This window comes from Frateuria terrea (assembly GCF_900115705.1).
Taxonomy (GTDB): domain Bacteria; phylum Pseudomonadota; class Gammaproteobacteria; order Xanthomonadales; family Rhodanobacteraceae; genus Frateuria_A; species Frateuria_A terrea.
The window spans coordinates 15,348-33,881 of record NZ_FOXL01000003.1; the positions used below are offsets into that span (position 1 = coordinate 15,348).

General features: G+C 69.6%; 15 protein-coding genes. 4 read left to right on the forward strand and 11 right to left on the reverse strand.

Annotation, left to right across the window (positions count from 1 at the left end):
* Positions 1-214 precede the first annotated feature (214 nt).
* The 3 genes from BMZ38_RS03910 (at position 215) to BMZ38_RS03920 (ending at position 2,913) form a co-directional block, all read left to right on the forward strand.
* Entirely contained in the window at positions 215-901 is a 687-nt protein-coding gene (locus tag BMZ38_RS03910; protein WP_091334450.1) for a fumarylacetoacetate hydrolase family protein, read from the forward strand.
* A gap of 44 nt (positions 902-945) precedes the next feature.
* A complete protein-coding gene (gene mscL / locus BMZ38_RS03915) occupies positions 946-1,347 on the forward strand; it encodes a large-conductance mechanosensitive channel protein MscL (RefSeq protein WP_091334451.1) in 402 nt (133 codons plus the stop codon).
* A gap of 132 nt (positions 1,348-1,479) precedes the next feature.
* Positions 1,480-2,913: a M20/M25/M40 family metallo-hydrolase gene (locus BMZ38_RS03920; protein WP_091334453.1), complete on the forward strand. Its 1,434-nt coding sequence runs from the start codon at positions 1,480-1,482 to the stop codon at positions 2,911-2,913.
* A gap of 127 nt (positions 2,914-3,040) precedes the next feature.
* On the opposite strand, the gene BMZ38_RS03925 is transcribed toward BMZ38_RS03920, so the two are convergent.
* The 4 genes from BMZ38_RS03925 to BMZ38_RS03940 form a co-directional block, all read right to left on the reverse strand.
* The gene (locus tag BMZ38_RS03925; RefSeq protein WP_091334455.1) at positions 3,041-3,430 is read right to left on the reverse strand and encodes a hypothetical protein; all 390 of its coding nucleotides are present in this window, start codon (positions 3,428-3,430) and stop codon (positions 3,041-3,043) included.
* Between the two features lie 100 nt (positions 3,431-3,530).
* Positions 3,531-6,629 (reverse strand): efflux RND transporter permease subunit, encoded by a 3,099-nt coding sequence (locus BMZ38_RS03930; RefSeq protein WP_091334458.1) that lies wholly within the window; start codon positions 6,627-6,629, stop codon positions 3,531-3,533.
* A gap of 195 nt (positions 6,630-6,824) precedes the next feature.
* The gene (locus BMZ38_RS03935) at positions 6,825-7,931 is read right to left on the reverse strand and encodes an efflux RND transporter periplasmic adaptor subunit (RefSeq protein WP_091334460.1); all 1,107 of its coding nucleotides are present in this window, start codon (positions 7,929-7,931) and stop codon (positions 6,825-6,827) included.
* A gap of 158 nt (positions 7,932-8,089) precedes the next feature.
* Positions 8,090-8,560, reverse strand: a complete 471-nt coding sequence (locus BMZ38_RS03940; protein ID WP_245747174.1) for a MarR family winged helix-turn-helix transcriptional regulator — start codon at positions 8,558-8,560, stop codon at positions 8,090-8,092.
* Positions 8,561-8,614: 54 nt separating this feature from the next.
* Between BMZ38_RS03940 and BMZ38_RS03945 the strand changes: the two genes are divergently transcribed.
* Positions 8,615-9,142, forward strand: a complete 528-nt coding sequence (locus BMZ38_RS03945; protein WP_091334462.1) for an O-acetyl-ADP-ribose deacetylase — start codon at positions 8,615-8,617, stop codon at positions 9,140-9,142.
* On the opposite strand, the gene BMZ38_RS03950 is transcribed toward BMZ38_RS03945, so the two are convergent.
* From BMZ38_RS03950 to BMZ38_RS03980, 7 genes are all read right to left on the reverse strand, one after another.
* Positions 9,129-10,808: a BatD family protein gene (locus BMZ38_RS03950; protein WP_091334463.1), complete on the reverse strand. Its 1,680-nt coding sequence runs from the start codon at positions 10,806-10,808 to the stop codon at positions 9,129-9,131. The genes BMZ38_RS03945 and BMZ38_RS03950 overlap by 14 nt on opposite strands.
* Entirely contained in the window at positions 10,805-12,709 is a 1,905-nt protein-coding gene (locus BMZ38_RS03955) for a VWA domain-containing protein (RefSeq protein ID WP_091334465.1), read from the reverse strand. The genes BMZ38_RS03950 and BMZ38_RS03955 overlap by 4 nt, the downstream gene beginning before the upstream one ends.
* Complete coding sequence (locus tag BMZ38_RS03960; protein WP_175483671.1) at positions 12,706-13,704, reverse strand: VWA domain-containing protein; 999 nt, start codon at positions 13,702-13,704, stop codon at positions 12,706-12,708. The genes BMZ38_RS03955 and BMZ38_RS03960 overlap by 4 nt, the downstream gene beginning before the upstream one ends.
* Positions 13,697-14,191, reverse strand: a complete 495-nt coding sequence (locus BMZ38_RS03965; protein ID WP_091334470.1) for a DUF4381 family protein — start codon at positions 14,189-14,191, stop codon at positions 13,697-13,699. The genes BMZ38_RS03960 and BMZ38_RS03965 overlap by 8 nt, the downstream gene beginning before the upstream one ends.
* Positions 14,188-15,117, reverse strand: a complete 930-nt coding sequence (locus BMZ38_RS03970) for a DUF58 domain-containing protein (protein WP_091334472.1) — start codon at positions 15,115-15,117, stop codon at positions 14,188-14,190. Before BMZ38_RS03970 ends, BMZ38_RS03965 begins: the two co-directional genes overlap by 4 nt.
* On the reverse strand, positions 15,117-16,112 hold the full coding sequence (locus tag BMZ38_RS03975; protein ID WP_091334474.1) for an AAA family ATPase: 996 nt from the start codon (positions 16,110-16,112) through the stop codon (positions 15,117-15,119). Before BMZ38_RS03975 ends, BMZ38_RS03970 begins: the two co-directional genes overlap by 1 nt.
* A 176-nt stretch (positions 16,113-16,288) precedes the next feature.
* The gene (locus BMZ38_RS03980) at positions 16,289-18,481 is read right to left on the reverse strand and encodes a type IV pilus secretin PilQ (protein WP_091334476.1); all 2,193 of its coding nucleotides are present in this window, start codon (positions 18,479-18,481) and stop codon (positions 16,289-16,291) included.
* Positions 18,482-18,534 lie beyond the last annotated feature (53 nt).

The window sequence follows — 18,534 nt, forward strand, 5'->3', positions numbered from 1 at the left end:
GGTCAGGTGTTCGGGCGGCCGGGCGTAATACACGTGGGCCGCTTGCAGCCGAGAGCCCTCGGCGAGCGCATGGCCGAGAAACACCGCCGTTGCAGAGGCGGCGACACCCGGCACATCCCAGATCGGGCCCCGCCCCCCCGGCGGCCTTTTTTGTCCGGCAGCGGCACACGCCGTTGGCGGCGTCACCACGATCCGCTCTGCTACGCTTCCGGCCATGCGCTACGCGATCCCCCTGCCTGCCGTCCCCAGCCTGCCGATCCTGGGCAGCGACTCGCGCTTCCCGGTGCGACGGATCTTCTGCATCGGCCGCAACTACGCCGACCACGCGCGCGAGATGGGCGCAACGGTCGACCGCGAACAGCCGATGTTTTTCTGCAAGCCGGCCGACGCGGTGGTCACCGACGGTGCCGACGTGCCCTACCCCTCGGGCACCACCGAACTTCACCACGAGGTCGAGATGGTGGTGGCATTGGCCGGCGGCGGACGCGACATCGCGCCCGAGCTGGCAGACACGCTGATCTTCGGCTACGGCGTCGGGCTGGACCTGACCCGCCGCGACCTGCAGGCACAGGCCAAGGCCAAGGGCCATCCCTGGGACGTGGCCAAGGCCTTCGACCATTCCGCGCCGGTGTCGGCGCTGTGCCCGGTCGAGCAGGGCCGGCCCGGCCCGCGGACGCAGCTCAGCCTGGAGGTCAACGAGGTGCTGCGCCAGCAGTCCGCGCTCGACGCCATGGTGCATGACGTGCCGTCGATCATCGCGGCGCTGTCGAAGCTGTTCGAGCTCAAGCCGGGCGACCTGATCTTCACCGGCACCCCGGCCGGCGTGGCCTCGCTGCAGCGCGGCGATCGGTTCCGCGCCGAGCTCGAAGGCCTCGCCGTGCTGGAGGGCCGCGTGGCCTGAGCGCCGCACGAACGTTCGTCTCACCGCAACCGGAGGACCAGGGCATGGGCATGTTGCAGGAGTTCAAGAAGTTCGCGATGCGCGGCAACGTGATCGACCTCGCCGTCGGCGTGGTCATCGGTGCCGCGTTCGGCAAGATCGTCAGCTCGCTGGTCGACCAGGTGATCATGCCGCCGATTGGCCTGATGACCGGCGGCGTGGATTTCTCGCACCTCAAATGGGTGCTCAAGCCGGCCGATCCAGCCACCAGGACCGCCGAGGTGGCGATCCAGTACGGCGCCTTCATCAATACGGTGATCACCTTCATGATCATCGCCTTCGTGATTTTCCTGCTGGTCAAGACGATCAACCGCCTGGCGCCCAGGCCGGAGGACGCGCCGGCCGTGCAGCCGCCAGAGGTGCTGCTGCTGACCGAGATCAGGGACCTGCTGAAGACCAGGCCGTAAGAGAAGAGGGAACGGGAGGCCTGGCCGCTATCCAGCTTGCAGGCCCCCGCCCCCGCCTTTCGTGACTTCTGGCCTACGCCGCCGTCCGGCGCGACCCCAATAATCGGGCGTTCATCCCAAGCGGAGTCCCCGATGCGCCATCCCTCCCTCACCCTGCTCGCCGCCAGCCTGCTGCTGGCCAGCGGCGTCGCCTGCGCCGCCGATACCACCATTCCATCTGCAGCCGTAAAGACAGCCGAACAGCTGCGCGACAAGGCGATGCACGACGACACCGGCTACCGCATCGTCACCTCGCTCACCGAGATCGGTCCGCGCCTGGCCGGCAGCCCGGCCGACCAGCGCGGCGTGGACTGGGCCGTGGCCGAGTTCAAGGCACTGGGCTTCGACAAGGTCTATACCGAGCCGGTCACCTATCCGAAGTGGGTGCGCCGCAGCGAGCACGGCGCGATCGTCTCGCCCTTCCCGCAACGGCTGGTGCTGACCGCGCTCGGTTACTCGCCGGGCACGCCCAAGGGCGGGCTCACCGCGCAGATCGTCAGGTTCGAAGGCCTGGATGCGCTCAAGGCAGCCAATCCGGCGGCGATCAAGGGCAAGATCGTGTTCGTCGACTACCGCATGCACCGCTACAAGGACGGCCACGACTATGGCGTCGGGTCGCCGATCCGCGTGGAAGGTCCGGTGATCGCGCAGGCCAAGGGCGCCGCCGGCTACCTGCTGCGCACCGTCGGCACCGATCCGCACAGCCGCACGCCCAATACCGGCGTGACCGGCTTCCGCGATCAGACCAAGACCATTCCTGCCGCCGCGGTGTCCAACCCCGACGCCGACCAGCTCGAGCGGGCTCTGGCCACCGGCAAGCCGGTGACGGTCAGGCTCGACCTCGATTGCGGTATCGAGGGCCAGTACACGGGCGCCAACGTGATCGGCGAGATCACCGGCGCGAAGCATCCCGACCAGGTGGTGGCGATCGGCGGCCACCTGGATTCGTGGGACCCGGGCACCGGCGCGATCGACGACGGCGCGGGCGTGGCAATCGCCATGGCCGCGGGCAAGCTGATCCACGACCTGCCGCAGCGCCCGGACCGCACCATCCGCGTGATTGCCTTCGCCAATGAGGAAATGGGTCTGTGGGGCGGCCGTGCCTATGCCGAGAAACACGCCGGCGATGTGCGCAAGTTTCAGCTCGGCACCGAATCGGACTTCGGTGCCGGTCAGGTCTGGCGCATGAGCGCAAGCGTCAAGCCCGAGGCTCGCGGCGCCATCGAACAGATCGCCAAGGTGCTCTCGCCCATCGGCGTGGCCTACGACGCCAAGCGCCCTGGCGGCGGCGGCTCGGACCTCTCGCAGATGCACGGCAAGGGCATGGCCGCGCTATCGCTGACCCAGGACGGTACGAACTACTTCGACTGGCACCACACTGCGGCCGACACGCTGGACAAGATCGATCCGAAGGACATGGCGCAAAACGTGGCCGTGTACGCGGCGTTCTCGTACATGGCCGCGCAGGCCGATGGCGATTTCGGCTCCGCGCCCGGCGCCTTCGCCAACGACGGCGCGGGCGACTGAGGTACCTCGCACAGGCGCGCAGGATGCGGGTGCAGGGCGGGCTCCAGCCCATCGTCTCTGATGCGGAAGAAGAGCCGTGGGCTGATGCCCGCCCCGTGTCCGCCCTGCGCCCGCCCCTCGGCTGGGGCTAGCGCGTGTAGTAGCCGCCGTCGGCCGCCAGCGCCGCCGGTATGCAGAACGTCTTCTGCATCACTGTAATCGCCACCGGCACGGCCACGCTCTTGGTCACCCCGCCCGCGGCCGCACAGTCGGCGCCCGCCGGCAGCCGGTAGTGGATGATCCGCACGGTGTACTGCGGACAGACGTCGGCGCAGGGGAATTCGACCACCACCGGCAAGCCGTGGTTGCGGCCGAGCTCCACCGTCTGGCCCATCATCGCGTGCTTGTCGAATGGCTTGGCGGCGTAGGCTTTCAGCGCCGCATCGCCTAGCAGTCCCGGCTCGCTCGCGCGGGTGGCGCAACCGGCACCGGCCAGGGTGCACAGGATCGACAGCACGACCGAGGTGATGCGTGGCATGGCTCGTCTCCGTGGACAGCTCGCCACCCTAGCGCAAGTTGCGCCGCGATACCTCCAGATCGCGCCTACGTCCTCAGGCCGTCTGGGTCGCGGGCCGGACTCAGCCTCCGCGCAGCGGCATGGCCTGGTCGTGCCGCGCCAGTCGCGTGCGCACGCGATCGAGCGCCAGGTAGATCACTGGCGTCAGGTACAGCGTGAGCACCTGGGACACCACCAGGCCGCCGACCACGGCCAGGCCCAGCGGCCGGCGCACGTCGGCGCCGCTGCCGATGCCCAGTGCGATCGGCAGGGTGCCGGCGAAGGCGGCCATGGTGGTCATCATGATCGGGCGGAAGCGTACGCGGCAGGCGTCGAAGATCGCCAGGGCCGGTGCCATGCCTTCCTCGCGCTGACGTTCCAGCGCGAAGTCGATCAGCATGATCGCGTTCTTCTTGACGATCCCGATCAACATCACGATGCCGACGAAGGCGAACAGGTCCAGCGACGCGCCGAACAGCACCAGCGTGAGCAGCGCGCCGACCGCCGCGGCGGGCAGGCCGGAGAGGATCGTCAGCGGATGGATGAAGCTCTCGTACAGGATGCCCAGCACCAGATAGATCACGAATACCGCGAGCAGAAGCAGCAGGCCCATGCCCTGCATCGAATCGGCGAACGCCTGCGCGGTGCCCTGGATCGAGCCGGTGATGGTCGCCGGCAGGCCCATCTTCGCCATTGCGCCGTCGATCTCGCTGACCGCTTCGCTCAGGCTCACGCCGGGCGCCAGGTTGAACGACACCGTCACCGCCGGCAGCTGGCCCTGGTGGTTGACGGTGAGCACCTGCGGCTTGCGCGCGAAGCTGGCGACCGTATCCAGCGGCACCGCCTTGCCGGTGTTGGAGGTCACGTACAGGCGCGAGAGCACCGCCGGATCGTTCTGCAGCGCGCGCTCGACCTGCACGATCACCCAGTGCTGGGTGGCCGCGCCGTAGATGGTGGACACCTGGTTTTCGCCGAACGCCGCGCCGAGCGCGCTCTGCACCTGCGCCATGGTCAGGCCCAGCGGCGCGAGCTTGTCGCGGTTGACCTGCACCATGATCGACGGGCTGTTCAGATCCAGGTCGTTGGTGACGTCCTGGAAGCCGGGCAGCGCGGCGAAGGCATGGGTGACCCTGGCCGACCAGTCGTACAGCGCCTGGATGTCGATCGACTGCAGCGTGTACTGGTATTCGGACTTGCTTTGCCTGCCGCCGACGCGGATCGCCGGCGGATTCTGGATGTAGGTGCGGATGCCGGTGACCTGCGCGAACTTGCGCCGCAGTTCCGCGGTGACCTGGTCCACGTCGAGCTTGCGCTCACCGGCAGGCTTGAGCAGCAGGAAGATCGAGCCGTTGTTGACCGTCGCGCGCGAACCGCCCGCGCCCACGCTGGACATGTAGCCAGCAATATTCGGATCGTGCGCGACGATGTCGGCCAGGCGCTGCTGGCGCGCGACCATCGCGTCGAAGGAGATGTCTTCCGGCCCCTCGGTGTTCACGTGAAGCTGGCCGGTGTCGCCGGCAGGGATGAAATCCTTCGGCGCGACCACGAACAGCAGCGCGGTGACCACCAGGCTCGCCGCGAACGCCGCGAGCACCAGACGCGGGCGCTCCATGCACCAGCCAAGGCTGCCCAGGTAGCCGCGCTGCACGGCGTTGAAGCCGCGGTCGAAGCCGCCGATCAGCCAGTTCTTCCGTTCATGGTCGTGCGCCTTGACGAAACGGCTGCACAGCATCGGCGTGAGCGTGATCGCCACGACGCCGGAGATCAGGATCGCCACGCTGATGGTCACGGCGAACTCGTGGAACAGCCGTCCCACGATGCCGCCCATGAACATCACCGGGATGAATACCGCGATCAACGACAGGGTCATCGAGAAGATGGTGAAGCCGATTTCGCCGGCACCCTTGATCGCGGCGTCGTACGGCGCTTCGCCCGCCTCGATGTGGCGCACGATGTTCTCCAGCATCACGATCGCGTCGTCCACCACGAAGCCGACCGCGAGGGTGAGCGCCAGCAGCGAGAGGTTGTCCAGGCTGTAACCGAGCGCGTACATCACGCCGAACGTGCCGATCACCGAGATCGGCAGCGCCACCGCCGGGATCAGCGTGGCCGAGAGATTGCCCAGGAACAGGTAGATCACCAGCACCACCAGCACACCGGCCAGCAGCAGGGTGAACTGCACGTCGTCGACCGAGGCGCGGATCGACTGTGAGCGGTCGTACAGCACCTGCAGCTTCACCGACGGCGGCAGGCCGGCCTCGAAGCCGGGCAGCACCTGCTTGATGCGATCGACCGTCTCCACCGTGTTGGCGCCGGGCTGGCGCTGGATCGCCAGCACGATGGCGCGCTCGCCGTCGAACCAGCTGGCCTTCTGGTCGTCCTGCACGCTGTCGCGCGCCTGGCCCAGGTCACCCACGCGCACCGGCGCGCCGTTGCGGTAGGCCACCACCACGTCGTTGTATGCCGGCGCCCGCTCGAGCTGGCCATCGCTGCGGATCGGCAGCTGCTGGCGCTGACCGTACAGCGAGCCGGTGGCCTGGTTGACGTTGGCGTCGGCCACCGCCGCCTGCACCTGGTCGATGCCGATGCCGCTGGCGGCGAGCTTGTCCGGGTCCAGGCTGATCCGCACGGCGTACTTCTGCGAGCCGTATACGTTCACCTGCGCCACGCCGTCGACCATCGAAAGCTGCTGCGCCAGCTCGGTCTCGGCGTACTCGTCCACCTGCGTCAGCGGCAGCGTGGAGGAGCTCATCGCCAGGTACAGGATCGCCGCATCCGCCGGGTTGACCTTGCGGAAGGTCGGCGGCGTGGTCATCTCCTTCGGCAGCTGGCGCAGCGCCGAGGAGATGGCCGCCTGCACGTCCTGCGCGGCGGCGTCGATGTTGCGGTCCAGCTCGAAGGTCAGCGTGATCGAGGTCGAGCCCAGCGCGCTGGTCGAACTCATCGAACTGATGCCGGCGATGGTCGAAAGCTTGCCTTCCAGCGGCGTGGCCACCTCCGAGGCCATCGTCTCGGGCGAGGCGCCGGGAAGGCTCGCGCTGATGCTGATGGTGGGAAAATCGACGTTGGGCAGTTCGTTCACCGGCAGCCGCGGGTAGGCCACGATGCCGAACACCAGCAGCGCGGCCATCAGCAGCGTGGTCATCACCGGGCGGCGGATGCAGAGCTGGGGGATGTTCATGCGAAAACCGATTCAGTAGCGCAGTGCAGCTCCCTCACCCCTCCGGGGAGAGGGTTGGGGTGAGGGGCGGCTCTTGCGGGAGACGTGGCTTGCCCGCGGGCGTGTGGCTCTTTGATCCGGCTCCGTGTTGACGGCCCCGCGAGCCCCGGCCCCTCAGCCCGGCCCTCTCCCGGAAGGGAAGAGGGCGTAAGGGACCTAGGACGCGACACGGACTTTCGTCCCGTCGACCAGCAGCATCTGCCCTTCTGTCACGACCCGTTCGCCGGCGCTCAGTCCCTTGGCGATCACCTGCCGCCCGCCCGCGACCGGCCCCGGCGTCACGTAGCGCTGCGTGACGGTGTCGTCCGCTCCCACCACGAACACGAAGCTGCCGCGCGAGGAACTCTGCAAGGCCACCACCGGCACGGTGACCGCGTTGTCGATGCGCGTGGTAGGCAGCGTCACCTGTACGAACTGGCCCGGCGTCAGGCGCAGGTCCGGGTTGTCGAAGCGTGCCTTGAGCAGGATCGTACCGGTGGTGTTGTCCACCGCGTTGTCGACGAACTCGAGCTTGCCGGCCAGTGGCTTGGCGCCCGGCACGGTGGCGCGAACCGTTACCGGGCCGCGCGACAGCGCCGTGCGCACGGCGCCCAGGCTGGCCTCGGGCAGGCTGAAGGCGACGCGGATCGGCTGCACCTGGTTGAGTACCACGATGTCGGTGGACTGCGCGCTCACCTGCGCGCCGGGCCACACCAGCGGCGCGCCGGTGATGCCATCGAACGGCGCCACGATGTGCGCGTAGTCGAGGTTGGCCTGCGCCAGCTCCTGCGCGGCATGGTCGCCCTGCAGCGTGGCCTGCGCCACGGCAAGGTTGGCCTGGTAGGTGTCGTAGTCCGCCTTGGAGACGTAGCCCTTGGCCAGCATATCGGCATAGCGCTTGCGGTCGGCCTGGGCCTTCTTCAGTTGTGCCTGGTCGCGCGCGACGGCGCCCTTGGCCTGGTCCAGCTGCGCCTTCAGCAGACGGGTATCGAGCTGAGCCAGCAGTTGGCCTTTCCTCACCCGGCTGCCCGGCTGGAAGGCCAGCGACTCGAGCTGGCCGGAAACCTGCGCGCGCAGCGTCACGCTGGACCAGGCCTCGGCGCGGCCAACCAGGTCGAGCGAAAGGTCGAGGTTGCCCTGCCGGGCCGCGGCCACCTGTACCGGTACAGCGCTGGCGGCCGGCTTGGCATCGGAGGCGTTCGTGCCAGGATGCCACGCGAAACGCGCACCGAGGGCGAAGAGCACGAGGACGGCCAGGAGCAGCAGGGTTCTTTTCGGGGACATGCCGACGTTCGATCCGGGGAGAGCCCGCGGTTACCGCGCGGGCAGGCCTCTGCCATGGGGCGAGCCTGCCACAACGCGGCAGCCGGCCAGAGGTTTACCTGTCATGGCATTTTCCCCCTCCCATGCCTGCTGGCCCACTGCCAGAGGGCATGCCCGGGTCACTCGCCGCCGGTCTCGGCCTGGTCCAGCGCCTGCAGGTTGTCCTTGATGCGGCCGATCACGGCCAGCGCCTGGCTCAGCTCCTCGGCGCTGATGCCGGCGGTGGCGTCCTTGCGCAGGCCGCGGCCGATGTCCTGCATGTCGTCGATCACCGCACGCGCACGCGGGGTCAGGTGCAATCGCCAGGCGCGGCGGTCCTTCGGGTCGGGCCGGCGTTCGACGAAGCCGGCGGCCTGCAGGCGGTCGATCACGCGGCCCACGGCGATCGGTTCCATTTCCAGGAACTCGGCCAGCTCGGTCTGACGCAGGTCTTCCGCGCGGTGGTGCAGCATCTTGATCGCCCGCCACTGCGCCCGGGTCAGCCCGAAGCGCACGGCGCGCCGGTCGAAGTGCTTGCGGAACAGCAACGTCACGTCGCTGAGCAGGTAGCCGAACGGAATGTCTTCGGGTTTCATCTTCTTGTTCTGCATGTCCCCATCCCAGCGCCAAGGATAAGGCGCCGTCCGCGCGAAAAACCATCGTCCATGTCGATCACCCTGATTACCGCCGATCTCACCCGCCTGGCCGTCGACGCGATCGTCAATGCCGCCAACCGGCAGTTGCTCGGTGGCGGCGGCGTCGACGGCGCGATCCATCGCGCGGCAGGACCGCGCCTGCTGCAAGCCTGTCGCGCGCTCCCGGAGGTGGCATCCGGCGTGCGCTGTCCGACAGGGGAGGCGCGGATCACGCCCGGTTTCGAGCTGCCGGCCGCCCACGTGATCCACACGGTGGGCCCGGTATGGCGCGGCGGCAGCCACGGCGAGCCGGAACAGCTGGCCGCCTGCTACCGCAACGCACTGCAACTCGCGCGTGAACACGGGCTGCGCTCGATCGCCTTTCCCGCGATCAGCTGCGGCGCCTACGGCTATCCGCCGGAGCTGGCTGCCGAGGCCGCTTGCCGCAGCCTGCGCAGGACATTGGCCGAAGCGTATGCGCCAGCGATGGACGTGCGACTGTGCTTCCTCGACACAGCCATGACGCAGCTGTGGCAGCGCGTCTTCAACGCAGCTTGAACGGATAGAGCGGCGGCAGCGGCGGCTCGTCGCCGGCGCCCTCCCCACGCCACTCAAAACCCTGCCGGAAGGCGGCAGCCAGGTCGGGTGCCGCGGTGCCTTCGCCCGCGGCGAAGCGGCGGCGCTGCAACTGCTCGATCGCCTCGCGCTGGCTGGCCGAGGCCAGTGCCGCGGCCAGCGCACCCAGGCTTGGCAGATGCGGGCGCTCCGCACGCGCCCAGGCCAGCAGCGCGTGCGCCTGGGCCGCTGCATCGCTGCCGCGCGCGGCAGCCAGGAAGGCCAGGCGCAAGGTGCGTTGCGAGCCTGCCGAAGGCGCGGATTCATCCGGGGTCGTTCTTTTGCGACGACGCCACGTCCATCCGGCCGCAAGCGCGCCGCCGAGCAGCAGCAGTGCCACCGCCACCAGCACCACGACGCGCCACGCGGGCGCACGCGCGGGAGAAGCCGGTGCGGCCACGGAGGCAGGCCTGGCCGGCACGACGCGCGCCGGTGTGGAGGTTGGCGCGGGTGCATTCTGGCCGCCGGCGGCGGGCAGCACGGTCAGTGTACGCGCTGGAATGCGCGCTTCTTCGGGCTGCCCGCTCTGAACGTTCCACCACTTCAGCGTGATGGCCGGGATCGTCAGCGTGCCGGCCCGGCCGGGCACCACCGCGAAATTCTGCTGGCGCCGGCCGATCAGCCACTGGCCGTCGTTGCGCGTGCCGGTCACCGGCTTGTCCGGATAGACCGTGGCACCGTCGATGTCCGGCAGGCTCAGCGCCGGGAGCGCCTCGTAGGGCAGCCCCGTGGCCTGCACGGTCATGGCCAGGTCCAGCGGTTGGCCAACGTGCAGCTTGCCGTCGGCGGGGATGCCATCCAGGGTCAGGCTGAGCGCACGGGCCGGCAGCCAGGTGCTGCTGCCCCACTGCGACGGCACCGGCTGCACCTCGATCGGCACCGACGGCGATGCGGCCGTGGCCGGCGTGCCCATGGCGAAGAAGCTGTCCGGATTGGACGGGTCGATCAGCTCGCCCTGGAAGCGCAGCGACGGCAGTTCGATCCTGCCGGCATGCTGCGGGATCAGCGCGTAGCGCCGCTCGATCACGTGGTAGGCGCGACCGCCGCGCACCACGTCGTAGTCCAGGTCGTCGCCCAGCCGCCGCGCGTCGATGCCGGACAGTTGCGGATCTTCCAGCGAGCCGCTGCTAAGGGCCCCGGCGAAGTACAGACGCACGGTGTACAGCAGTTGCTGTCCCACGCGCACCGTGGTCGGCTGCGCGCTGGCCTCCAGGAATACATCCTTGCCGCTGTTCGCCGCCGCCGTCGGATCGGGCGGCGTGACAGTGAGCGTGAGCGGCTGGGTGCGCCCGCCGGCGAAATCCAGCGCCGGTATCGCCAGCTGGCCGGCATGCTTCGGGCGTAAAGCGATGCCTACGGTGAACTGCACACTGCGCTGGCCGTTGACGATGCTTACGCCGGTGCTGCTGGACTGGCCGAGCACGTCGAAGTCGCCGGCCAGCGCGGAAAGATCCGGCGCCTGCGCCAGGCCACCGCCGGCGACCCGCAGGTTGAGCGTGACGGTGTCGCCCAGCTGCACCTGGTTGCGGTCGAGCGAAGCCTTTACCTGCGCCCCATGCGCCAGCAGCGGCAACAGCATGAGCAGCAGCAATGCGATCCATCGCTTCATGGCAGGTCGTCCTCGGTCGCGCCGCCGTGGCGCTGGCGATACTCCAGCTCGAACTTGCGCCGCAGCAGCGCGCCCGGATCATCCGGCACTCGCTGCAGCGCCTGGCGCAGTTCGGCGGGCAGGCGTGCCTGCGGGTCGTCCTCGTCCAGCGCACCGAGCTGGTGCTCGTTGCCCTTGGCCTTGCGGGATGCGGCCAGCGCGCGATCCATCTGTTGCTTGAGCGCCTGCCCCGCACGTGCCGTGCGGGCCTGCTGCTCGGCCTGTTCCTGCGGTGTCAGCGGACGATTGGCGCCTTGCTGTTCCTGCTGCTTGCCGTCGTGCTGGCCGGCCTGGTCCTTGGCGCCCTGGGCATCGGACTGTTGCTGGCCCTGGCCCTGGCCCTGCTGCCCCTGGTTGTCCTGGCGGCCGTCCTGTTGCTCGCCACGGCGGTTGCCCTGGCTGTCCTTCTTCGACTGCTCGTCGCCCTGTCCCTGTTTGGACTTCGAGGACTTGCCGCCGCCCTGGTTCCGTGCGTCGTTCGGGGAATCCTGTTTGGGCGGCTGCCGGCGCAGCCAGTCCTCGACCGCCTTGCGATTGGCCGCGGCGTCGGCGTTGTGCGGGTCGAGCGCGAGCGCGCGGTCGTAGGCCGCCAGCGCCTCCTGGTAGCGGCCGGCCTTGGCCAGCGCGTTGCCGAGGTTGTATTGGGCATCGGTGGAGCCGAGCGGATGCAGCGCCTCGATCGCCTTGGCGTAGTCACCGGCGCGATAGGCGGCGGTGCCGCGCAACGCCGGATCCCGGGCCAGTGCGGCTGCCTGCCTGGCGTGTCCATCGTCCAGCGCGTGCGCCGCCTGCTGGTCACGGCGCTGCCACAGGTCCTGCCAGGTGCCCGCTTCGGCGCGCCCCGGCAGCAGCGGCAACAGCACCAGCGGCAACAGCAACAGCCAGCCGCGGCGGAAGGCCAGCGCCAGCAATGGCAGCAGCGGCAGCAGCAGCCAGGGGCCGCGATCCTCCCACTGCGCGCTGTCCTGGCCGGTGGCGGCGCCTGCGTCGCCGCTGCGCAGTTGTTCCTGCAGGTTTGCGATGTCCGCGCGGTCGTCGCGCATGGGGACATAGCGCCCGCCGCCGGCCGCGGCCAGCGCCGCCAGCGCCGCGTCATCGCGTCCGGCCATAGCGACGTTGCCCTGGGCATCGCGCAGGAAGCCGCCTTCGGCCAGTGGCACCGGCCCACCCCTGGCCGTGCCCACGCCCAGGACCGACACGTGGACGCCTTCGGCGCGTGCCTGGCGCGCGGCCTTTTGCGCATCCGTGTCGGCGTCGTCGGTGATCAGCACCAGCGAGCCGCCGCCAACGTGGGCATCGCGGATGAGTTCGGCGCCGCGCGCGATCGCCGCGGCTGCGTTGTCGCCTTCGACCGGCATGGTGTCGGGCGCCAGCGCGTCGAGCAGGTCGTTGAGGCTGTTGGCATCGCTGGTCAGCGGCGCGACCACGAACGCCTCCCCTGCGTAGGCGACCAATCCGTTGAGCCCGCCGCGGTTGGCCGCGAACAGGTCGCGCGCCTTGTAGCGGGCGCGGTCGAGCCGGCTCGGCGTGACGTCGCGCGAAAGCATGTGTTGCGACAGCGAGATCGCCACCACCTGCGCGGCGCGATCGGCGAACAGCGGCTGCGGCACGCGGCTCCAGCTCGGCCCGGCAAAGGCCAGCGCCGCCAGCAGCCAGCCGAAGGCCAGTAACGCGGGCGGCACGCCGCGGGATTGCGCATGGCCCTGCAACAGATAAGGCAGCAGCTCGGGATCGACCAGCCGTTCCAGTTGCGCGCGCGCGCCCTGCCCACGCATCGCCAGCGCTGCGACCAGCGGCAGCGCGAGCAGCAGCCACAGCCAGCCCGGCCGCAGGAAATGGAACTGATGCAGCGCTTCGCTCATGCCGCGCGCTCCCGCACGCTGCCCGCGCGCATCATCAGGACCAGCGCGAGCAGCAACATTGCCGCGCCCAGCGGCCAGCGGAACAGCTCATGGCGGGGGCGCAGCACCGGCCCGTGTTGCGGCATGGGTTCCAGCGCATCGATGGCGCGATAGGCCTCCGCCAGCGCGTGGGTGTCGGTGGCGCGGAAGAAGCGTCCGCCGGTCTGGTTGGCAATGCGCGTGAGCATGGCCTCGTCCAGGTCGGCGGAAGGATTGACCAGCCGCATGCCGAAGAAATCGGGCACGCGCATCTGCGTCGCACCGACACCGATGGTGTAGACACGCACGCCGGCCGCCTTGGCCGCCGCCGCGGCCTGCTCGGGCGAGATGCTGCCGGCGTTGTTGACGCCATCGGTGAGCAGGACCAGCACGCGCGCCTGCTGCGGCAGGCCCGCCAGCCGCTTGACCGCTACCGCGATGGCGTCGCCGATGGCGGTCTCGGTGCCGGCCAGTCCCACCGCGGCACCCTTCAGCTGCGCACGCACCGCGCCGAGATCGTAGGTCAGCGGCGTGACCAGAAAGGCGCGGCTGCCGAACAACACCAAGCCGAGTTCATCGCCTGCCCGGCGCGTGATGAAGTCGCCGGCGATCGCCTCGACTGCCTCGAAGCGGCTGACGTCCTGGCCGGCCAGTTGCATGTCTTCGGTACGCATGCTGCCGGACAGGTCGATCGCCAGCAGCATGGCTCGCCCGCTGCGCTGCTGCGCCTGCGGCGGACCGACCCATTGCGGCCGCGCGGCGGCGGCGATCAGGCACAACCAGGCCAGCGCGAGCCACCAGCCGGCCGCGCCGCGGCCGGGGCGCCGCTCGATCGCCGCCAACGCGACGCCCGGGTGCGGCAGATGCAGCGCCTGGCCTGGCGGCAGGGGATGCAACCAGCGGCGCAGCAGCCATGGCAACGGCAGCAGCAGCACGACCCAGGGCCAGGCGAAGTCGGGCCAGCTGAAATCAGGCACGCCGCGCCCTCCGGTTCTGCACGGCGAGCGCGGCGCACAGCCAGCGGCGCACCGCGGCCAGCGCCGCGCTGGTGTCGTAGGGCTGAGGCCGGTACATGGCCGGCTCCAGCGCGAGCAGCCGCTGCAGCGTGTCCGCATCGACCGGCGCGCGCGCCAGAGCCTCGCGCCAGGCCTCTCCACGCAAATGCGCGGCAGCCGGATCGTACAACCGCGCCACACGCCGCAGCAGCTGGTGCAGTCCCGCGGCCAGCGCCTGCGCATCGCCGGCATGGCACGTGGCCAACGCATCGACCTCGGCCAGGATGCCTGCGCGCGCACGACGCCGGCGACGTGCGCGCAGCCACAGCCATGCGCCACTGCCGACCAACAGTAAAACCAGCGCCGCCAGCAACCACCATCCCGGTGCCGGCGGCCACCACGGCGGCGGCGGCGGCGGATGGATGTCGCGCAGGGCCGGTCCGTCCGGCGTTGGCAGGTGCCAGGTCATCGCGCCTGCCTCGCACCGAGCAAGGCCGTGATGGCCTCGAGCGGATCGGCCACCGTGTCGATGCTGCGCCAGCGCAGTCCCAGCCCCTGGGCCAGCGCACCCAGGCGGGCCTGGCCGGCACCCAGCGCCCGCTGGAACTCAGTGCGCTGGCGCATGCCCAGCAGGCTGACTTCGCGGCGCCGGCCGGCGTGCTCGAGCGGATACCGCCCGGGTGGCGGCAATGCGAGTTCGAGCGCGTCGGCCACCACCAGGACGGCGACACTGGCATGCCGGGTCAACTCACGCAGGCGACCGCGAGCCGCGTCGTCGCAGCTCATGCCATCGCTGATCAGCAGCACGCGGTTGGCGCCATGCAGGCGGCCACCGCGCGCAAGCGCTTCGGACAGCGGTTCGGCCGCCTCGACAGCACGCGCGGCGCCGTCCCACTCGGACAGCGCCCCGCACAAGGCGACCGCACCACGCGGGCCGCCCTGCGGCTTGAGCAATTGCCGGCAACTGCCGAAGGCCATTGCGCCGACCCGCTCGCCGGCGCGCACCGCATACCAGCCAGCGATCGCCGCTGCGCGCGCGGCCTGCACCGATTTGAAGCGCACGCGGGTACCAAAGCGCATGCTCGCGTGAGTGTCGAGCAATACCAGCAGGCGTCCTTCGCGTTCTTCCTGGAACAGCTTGGTATGCAGCTCGCCACTGCGTGCGGTGAGCCGCCAGTCGAGCCGACGTACGTCATCACCGGGTTGGTAGACCCGCGACTCGGCGTAATCCATGCCGCGACCGTAGAGCCGGCTCGAACGTTGCCCTGCGGCCAGCGCCCGGCTGTTGAGCGGCTGGGGCCGGACCCGGCCCACGCGCGCGCGCAGTGCGATCAGCTCGGCGAGCGACACGCGGGCGCGACCATCGCCATCGGCACGCACGGGAACGGCGGGCATCACGGCAGCGGCACGAGGTCCAGCAGGCGGTCGATCACCTGGTCGCTGCGCACGCCCTCGGCCTCGGCCTCATAGCTGAGCAGCACGCGATGGCGCAGGACCTCGTGCACGACCCCGTGCACGTCCTCCGGCAACGCGTAGTCGCGCCCGGCCAGCCAGGCGTGCGCGCGGGAACAGCGATCCAGCGCGATGGTGGCGCGCGGGCTTGCGCCCCAGGCGATCCAGCGCTCGAGCTCCTGGCCGTAGCGGCCGGCATCGCGGGTGGCCAGCACCAACTGGGCGAGGTATTCCTCCAGCGCCGGTGCCATGTGCACAGCAAGCGCGGCATCGCGCGCGGCGAACACGTCGGCCTGGGTGAGCAACGCACGCGGCGGCGCGGCCGGGTGCAGCACGCGGCGGGCCTGCTCGCGGGCGAGCTTGAGGATGGCCAGTTCCGAGGCGGCGTCCGGATAGCCGATCGTGACATGCATCACGAAGCGGTCCAGCTGCGCCTCCGGCAGTGCGAAGGTGCCTTCCTGCTCGATCGGGTTTTGCGTCGCCATCACCAGGAACAGGTCCGGCAGGCGCCAGGTGCTGCGGCCGACGGTGATCTGCCGTTCGGCCATCGCCTCCAGCAACGCCGACTGCACCTTGGCCGGCGCGCGGTTGATCTCGTCAGCGAGCACGATGTTATGGAACAGCGGGCCTCGCTCGAACTCGAAACTGCCTGCCTGCGGACGGAACACGTCGGTGCCGGTGAGGTCGGCCGGCAGCAGGTCGGGGGTGAACTGCACGCGGTGGAAATCGGCTTCGATCCGCGCGGCCAATGCCTTGACCGCAGTGGTCTTGGCCAGCCCCGGCGCGCCTTCGACCAGCAGATGGCCATCGGCCAACAGGGCGATCAGCAGGCAATCGATGAGGTGCGGCTGCCCGATCACCTCGCGCTGCAGTTCCTCGCGCAGGTGTACGAAGGCCTGTTGCAGGCGGTCCGGCGTGGCGGTGTGCGGTGTGTCCATCGGCAATCCAAGGGGGCGACGCGGTACTGACCGCGACAACGGGCGGAAGTTTACGGAGGGCGGCGCAAGGGCCGCGTGTGCCGGACTGCATAGCACCCGGTCACCGGACTTGCCGCTGGCGGAAACGAGAAAGGGCGGCCGAAGCCGCCCTTTCTCTTGCCTTGGGCTCTGCGTGCTTACTGCAATGTGTCGCTGAGGATCCGCGGCGTCACGAAGATAAGCAGCTCGGCCTTGCTGTTGTTCTTCACGGTGTGGCGGAACAACGCGCCCAGGCCGGGGATATCGCCCAACCCCGGGACCTTGCTGATGGTGTTGGCCTTGGTGATCTCATAGATGCCGCCGAGCACGACGGTCTGGCCGTTGTCCACCAGCACCGAGGTATTGATCTCGCGCGTGTCGATCTGCGGCACCTGGCCGCTGCCCGGGGCGTCGATGAACTTGGCCAGCGCGTCCTTCTTGACGTTGATCTTCAGGTACACGCGGCTGTCGGCGGTGATCGTCGGGGTCACGCGCAGCTCCAGCACGGCGTCCTTGAACTGCACCGTGGCAGTGCCGCTGCCGGCGGCGCCGGTGGCGCTGTTCTGGTAGGTCACGTAGCCGATCTGCTGGCCCTGGCGGATCACGGCCTCCTGCTGGTTGGCAGTGATCACGCGCGGGCTGGAGATGACCTCGCCACGGCCTTCGGTCTGTGCGGCCGAAAGCTCCAGGTCGACCAGGTAATTGGCGCCCAGGATGGCCAGGCCGAAGCTGCCCATCGGATTGGCCGCCGGCAGGTTGACGTTGAAGCCGCCCGAGCCGGTCTGGTAGGTGGTCACGCCGCTCGCGTTGCTCGCGCCGGAGTTGTTGTTGCCGCGCTCGATCGCCAGGCTGGCCGCGCCGTTGGCGCCGCCCTGCGGGGCGGTGGTGATCACGTTGCCGCCGCTGGTGGTGTGCAAGCCCTGCACACCCCACTTCACGCCCAGCTCGCGGGTGAAATCGTCAGTCGCCACCACGATGCGCGATTCGATCAGCACCTGCTGCACCGGGCGGTCGAGCACGGTGATCAGCTGGCGCAACTCGCGAATCTTGTCGGGCGTCTCGTTGAGCAGCAGGGTATTGGTGCGTTCGTCGAACGACACGCTGCCGCGCGGGGACAGGAAACCGCGGGTGCCACCGGTCCCGCCACCGCCGCCACCGCTCTTGCTGCCGGTGGTCAACAGCTTGGCGATGTCGGCCGCCTTGCCGTAGCTGATCGGCACGTAGTCGGTGACCAGCTCGGCGGTGTCCTCGGCCTTCAGGCGCGCCTCGGCCAGGCTCTGCTCGTAGCTGGCCAGCTCCTGCTGCGGAGCGATCCAGATGACATTGCCGTCCTGGCGCTTGTCCAGGCCCTTGGCGCGCAGGATCACGTCCAGCGCCTGGTCCCACGGCACGTTGACCAGTCGCAGGGTGACGCTGCCACCGACGCTGTCGGCCACGACCAGGTTCTTCTTGGACATCTCTGCAATGAACTGCAGGGCGGCACGCACCGGGATGTCCTGGAAGTTGAAGGTCACGCGGGTGCCGCTGTAGACCGGCGGCTGGCCCTTGGCCAGCTTGCCGTCGGCGGCTGCATCCTTCTTGGGCGCGACCTCGACCACGTACTGGTCGGCGGTCTGGTAGGAGGAGGTTTCCACGTTGCCCTTGAAGGCGATTTCCATGCGCGCGCCGCCACCCATGCCGGCATGGGTGTTGATCGATTCCACCGGCGTGGCGAAGTCCAGCACGTCCAGGCGCTGCGCCTGGCTGGCCGGCAGCGTCACGTGGCTCAGGTTGACGATCAGCTTGTCGCCTTCGCGACGCATGTCGGCATCGGCACCCGCACTGCTGAAACTGACCAGCACCCGGCCCTCGCCGTTCGGACCGCGGCGAAAGTCGATGCCGGAGACCGACGGGCCGTTCATGGCCGACGGCAGCGCCTTGGTCGGATCGATGGCCGAGGCGGTGGTGATGGTCTGCGCATCGCTGCCGTTGTTGACGGTCAGCACCAGGTCGTTACCGTCGACGCGCGTGCGGTAGGACGCCTCGCGCATCAGTTCGACCACCACGCGGGTGCGGCCTCCGGCCGACACCGCCGAGACACCGGAGGTCGAGCCCTTGCCGACGTCGAGATGGCGCTGGGCCGCGTTGGTGGTATCGGCGAAATCCACCGCGATGCGCGGCGGGTTGCCGGTGGTGAAGATGCGCGGCTCGGGCGGCGGGCCGCCGGCGAAGTTCATGTGCACCTCGACGCGGCCGCCAGGCAGCGTGTCGTAGCTGATTCCCTTGAGCGTGTTGGTGGCCGCCAGGGCATCACCCGTCCATGCCGCGGCGACCATCAGCAGGCCCATCAGGCAACGGCGTGCATGACGCATGGCTCGGCCCCGGACAGGTTGGAAGTGGTTGCTCATTACGTCAGCCCCTGTGT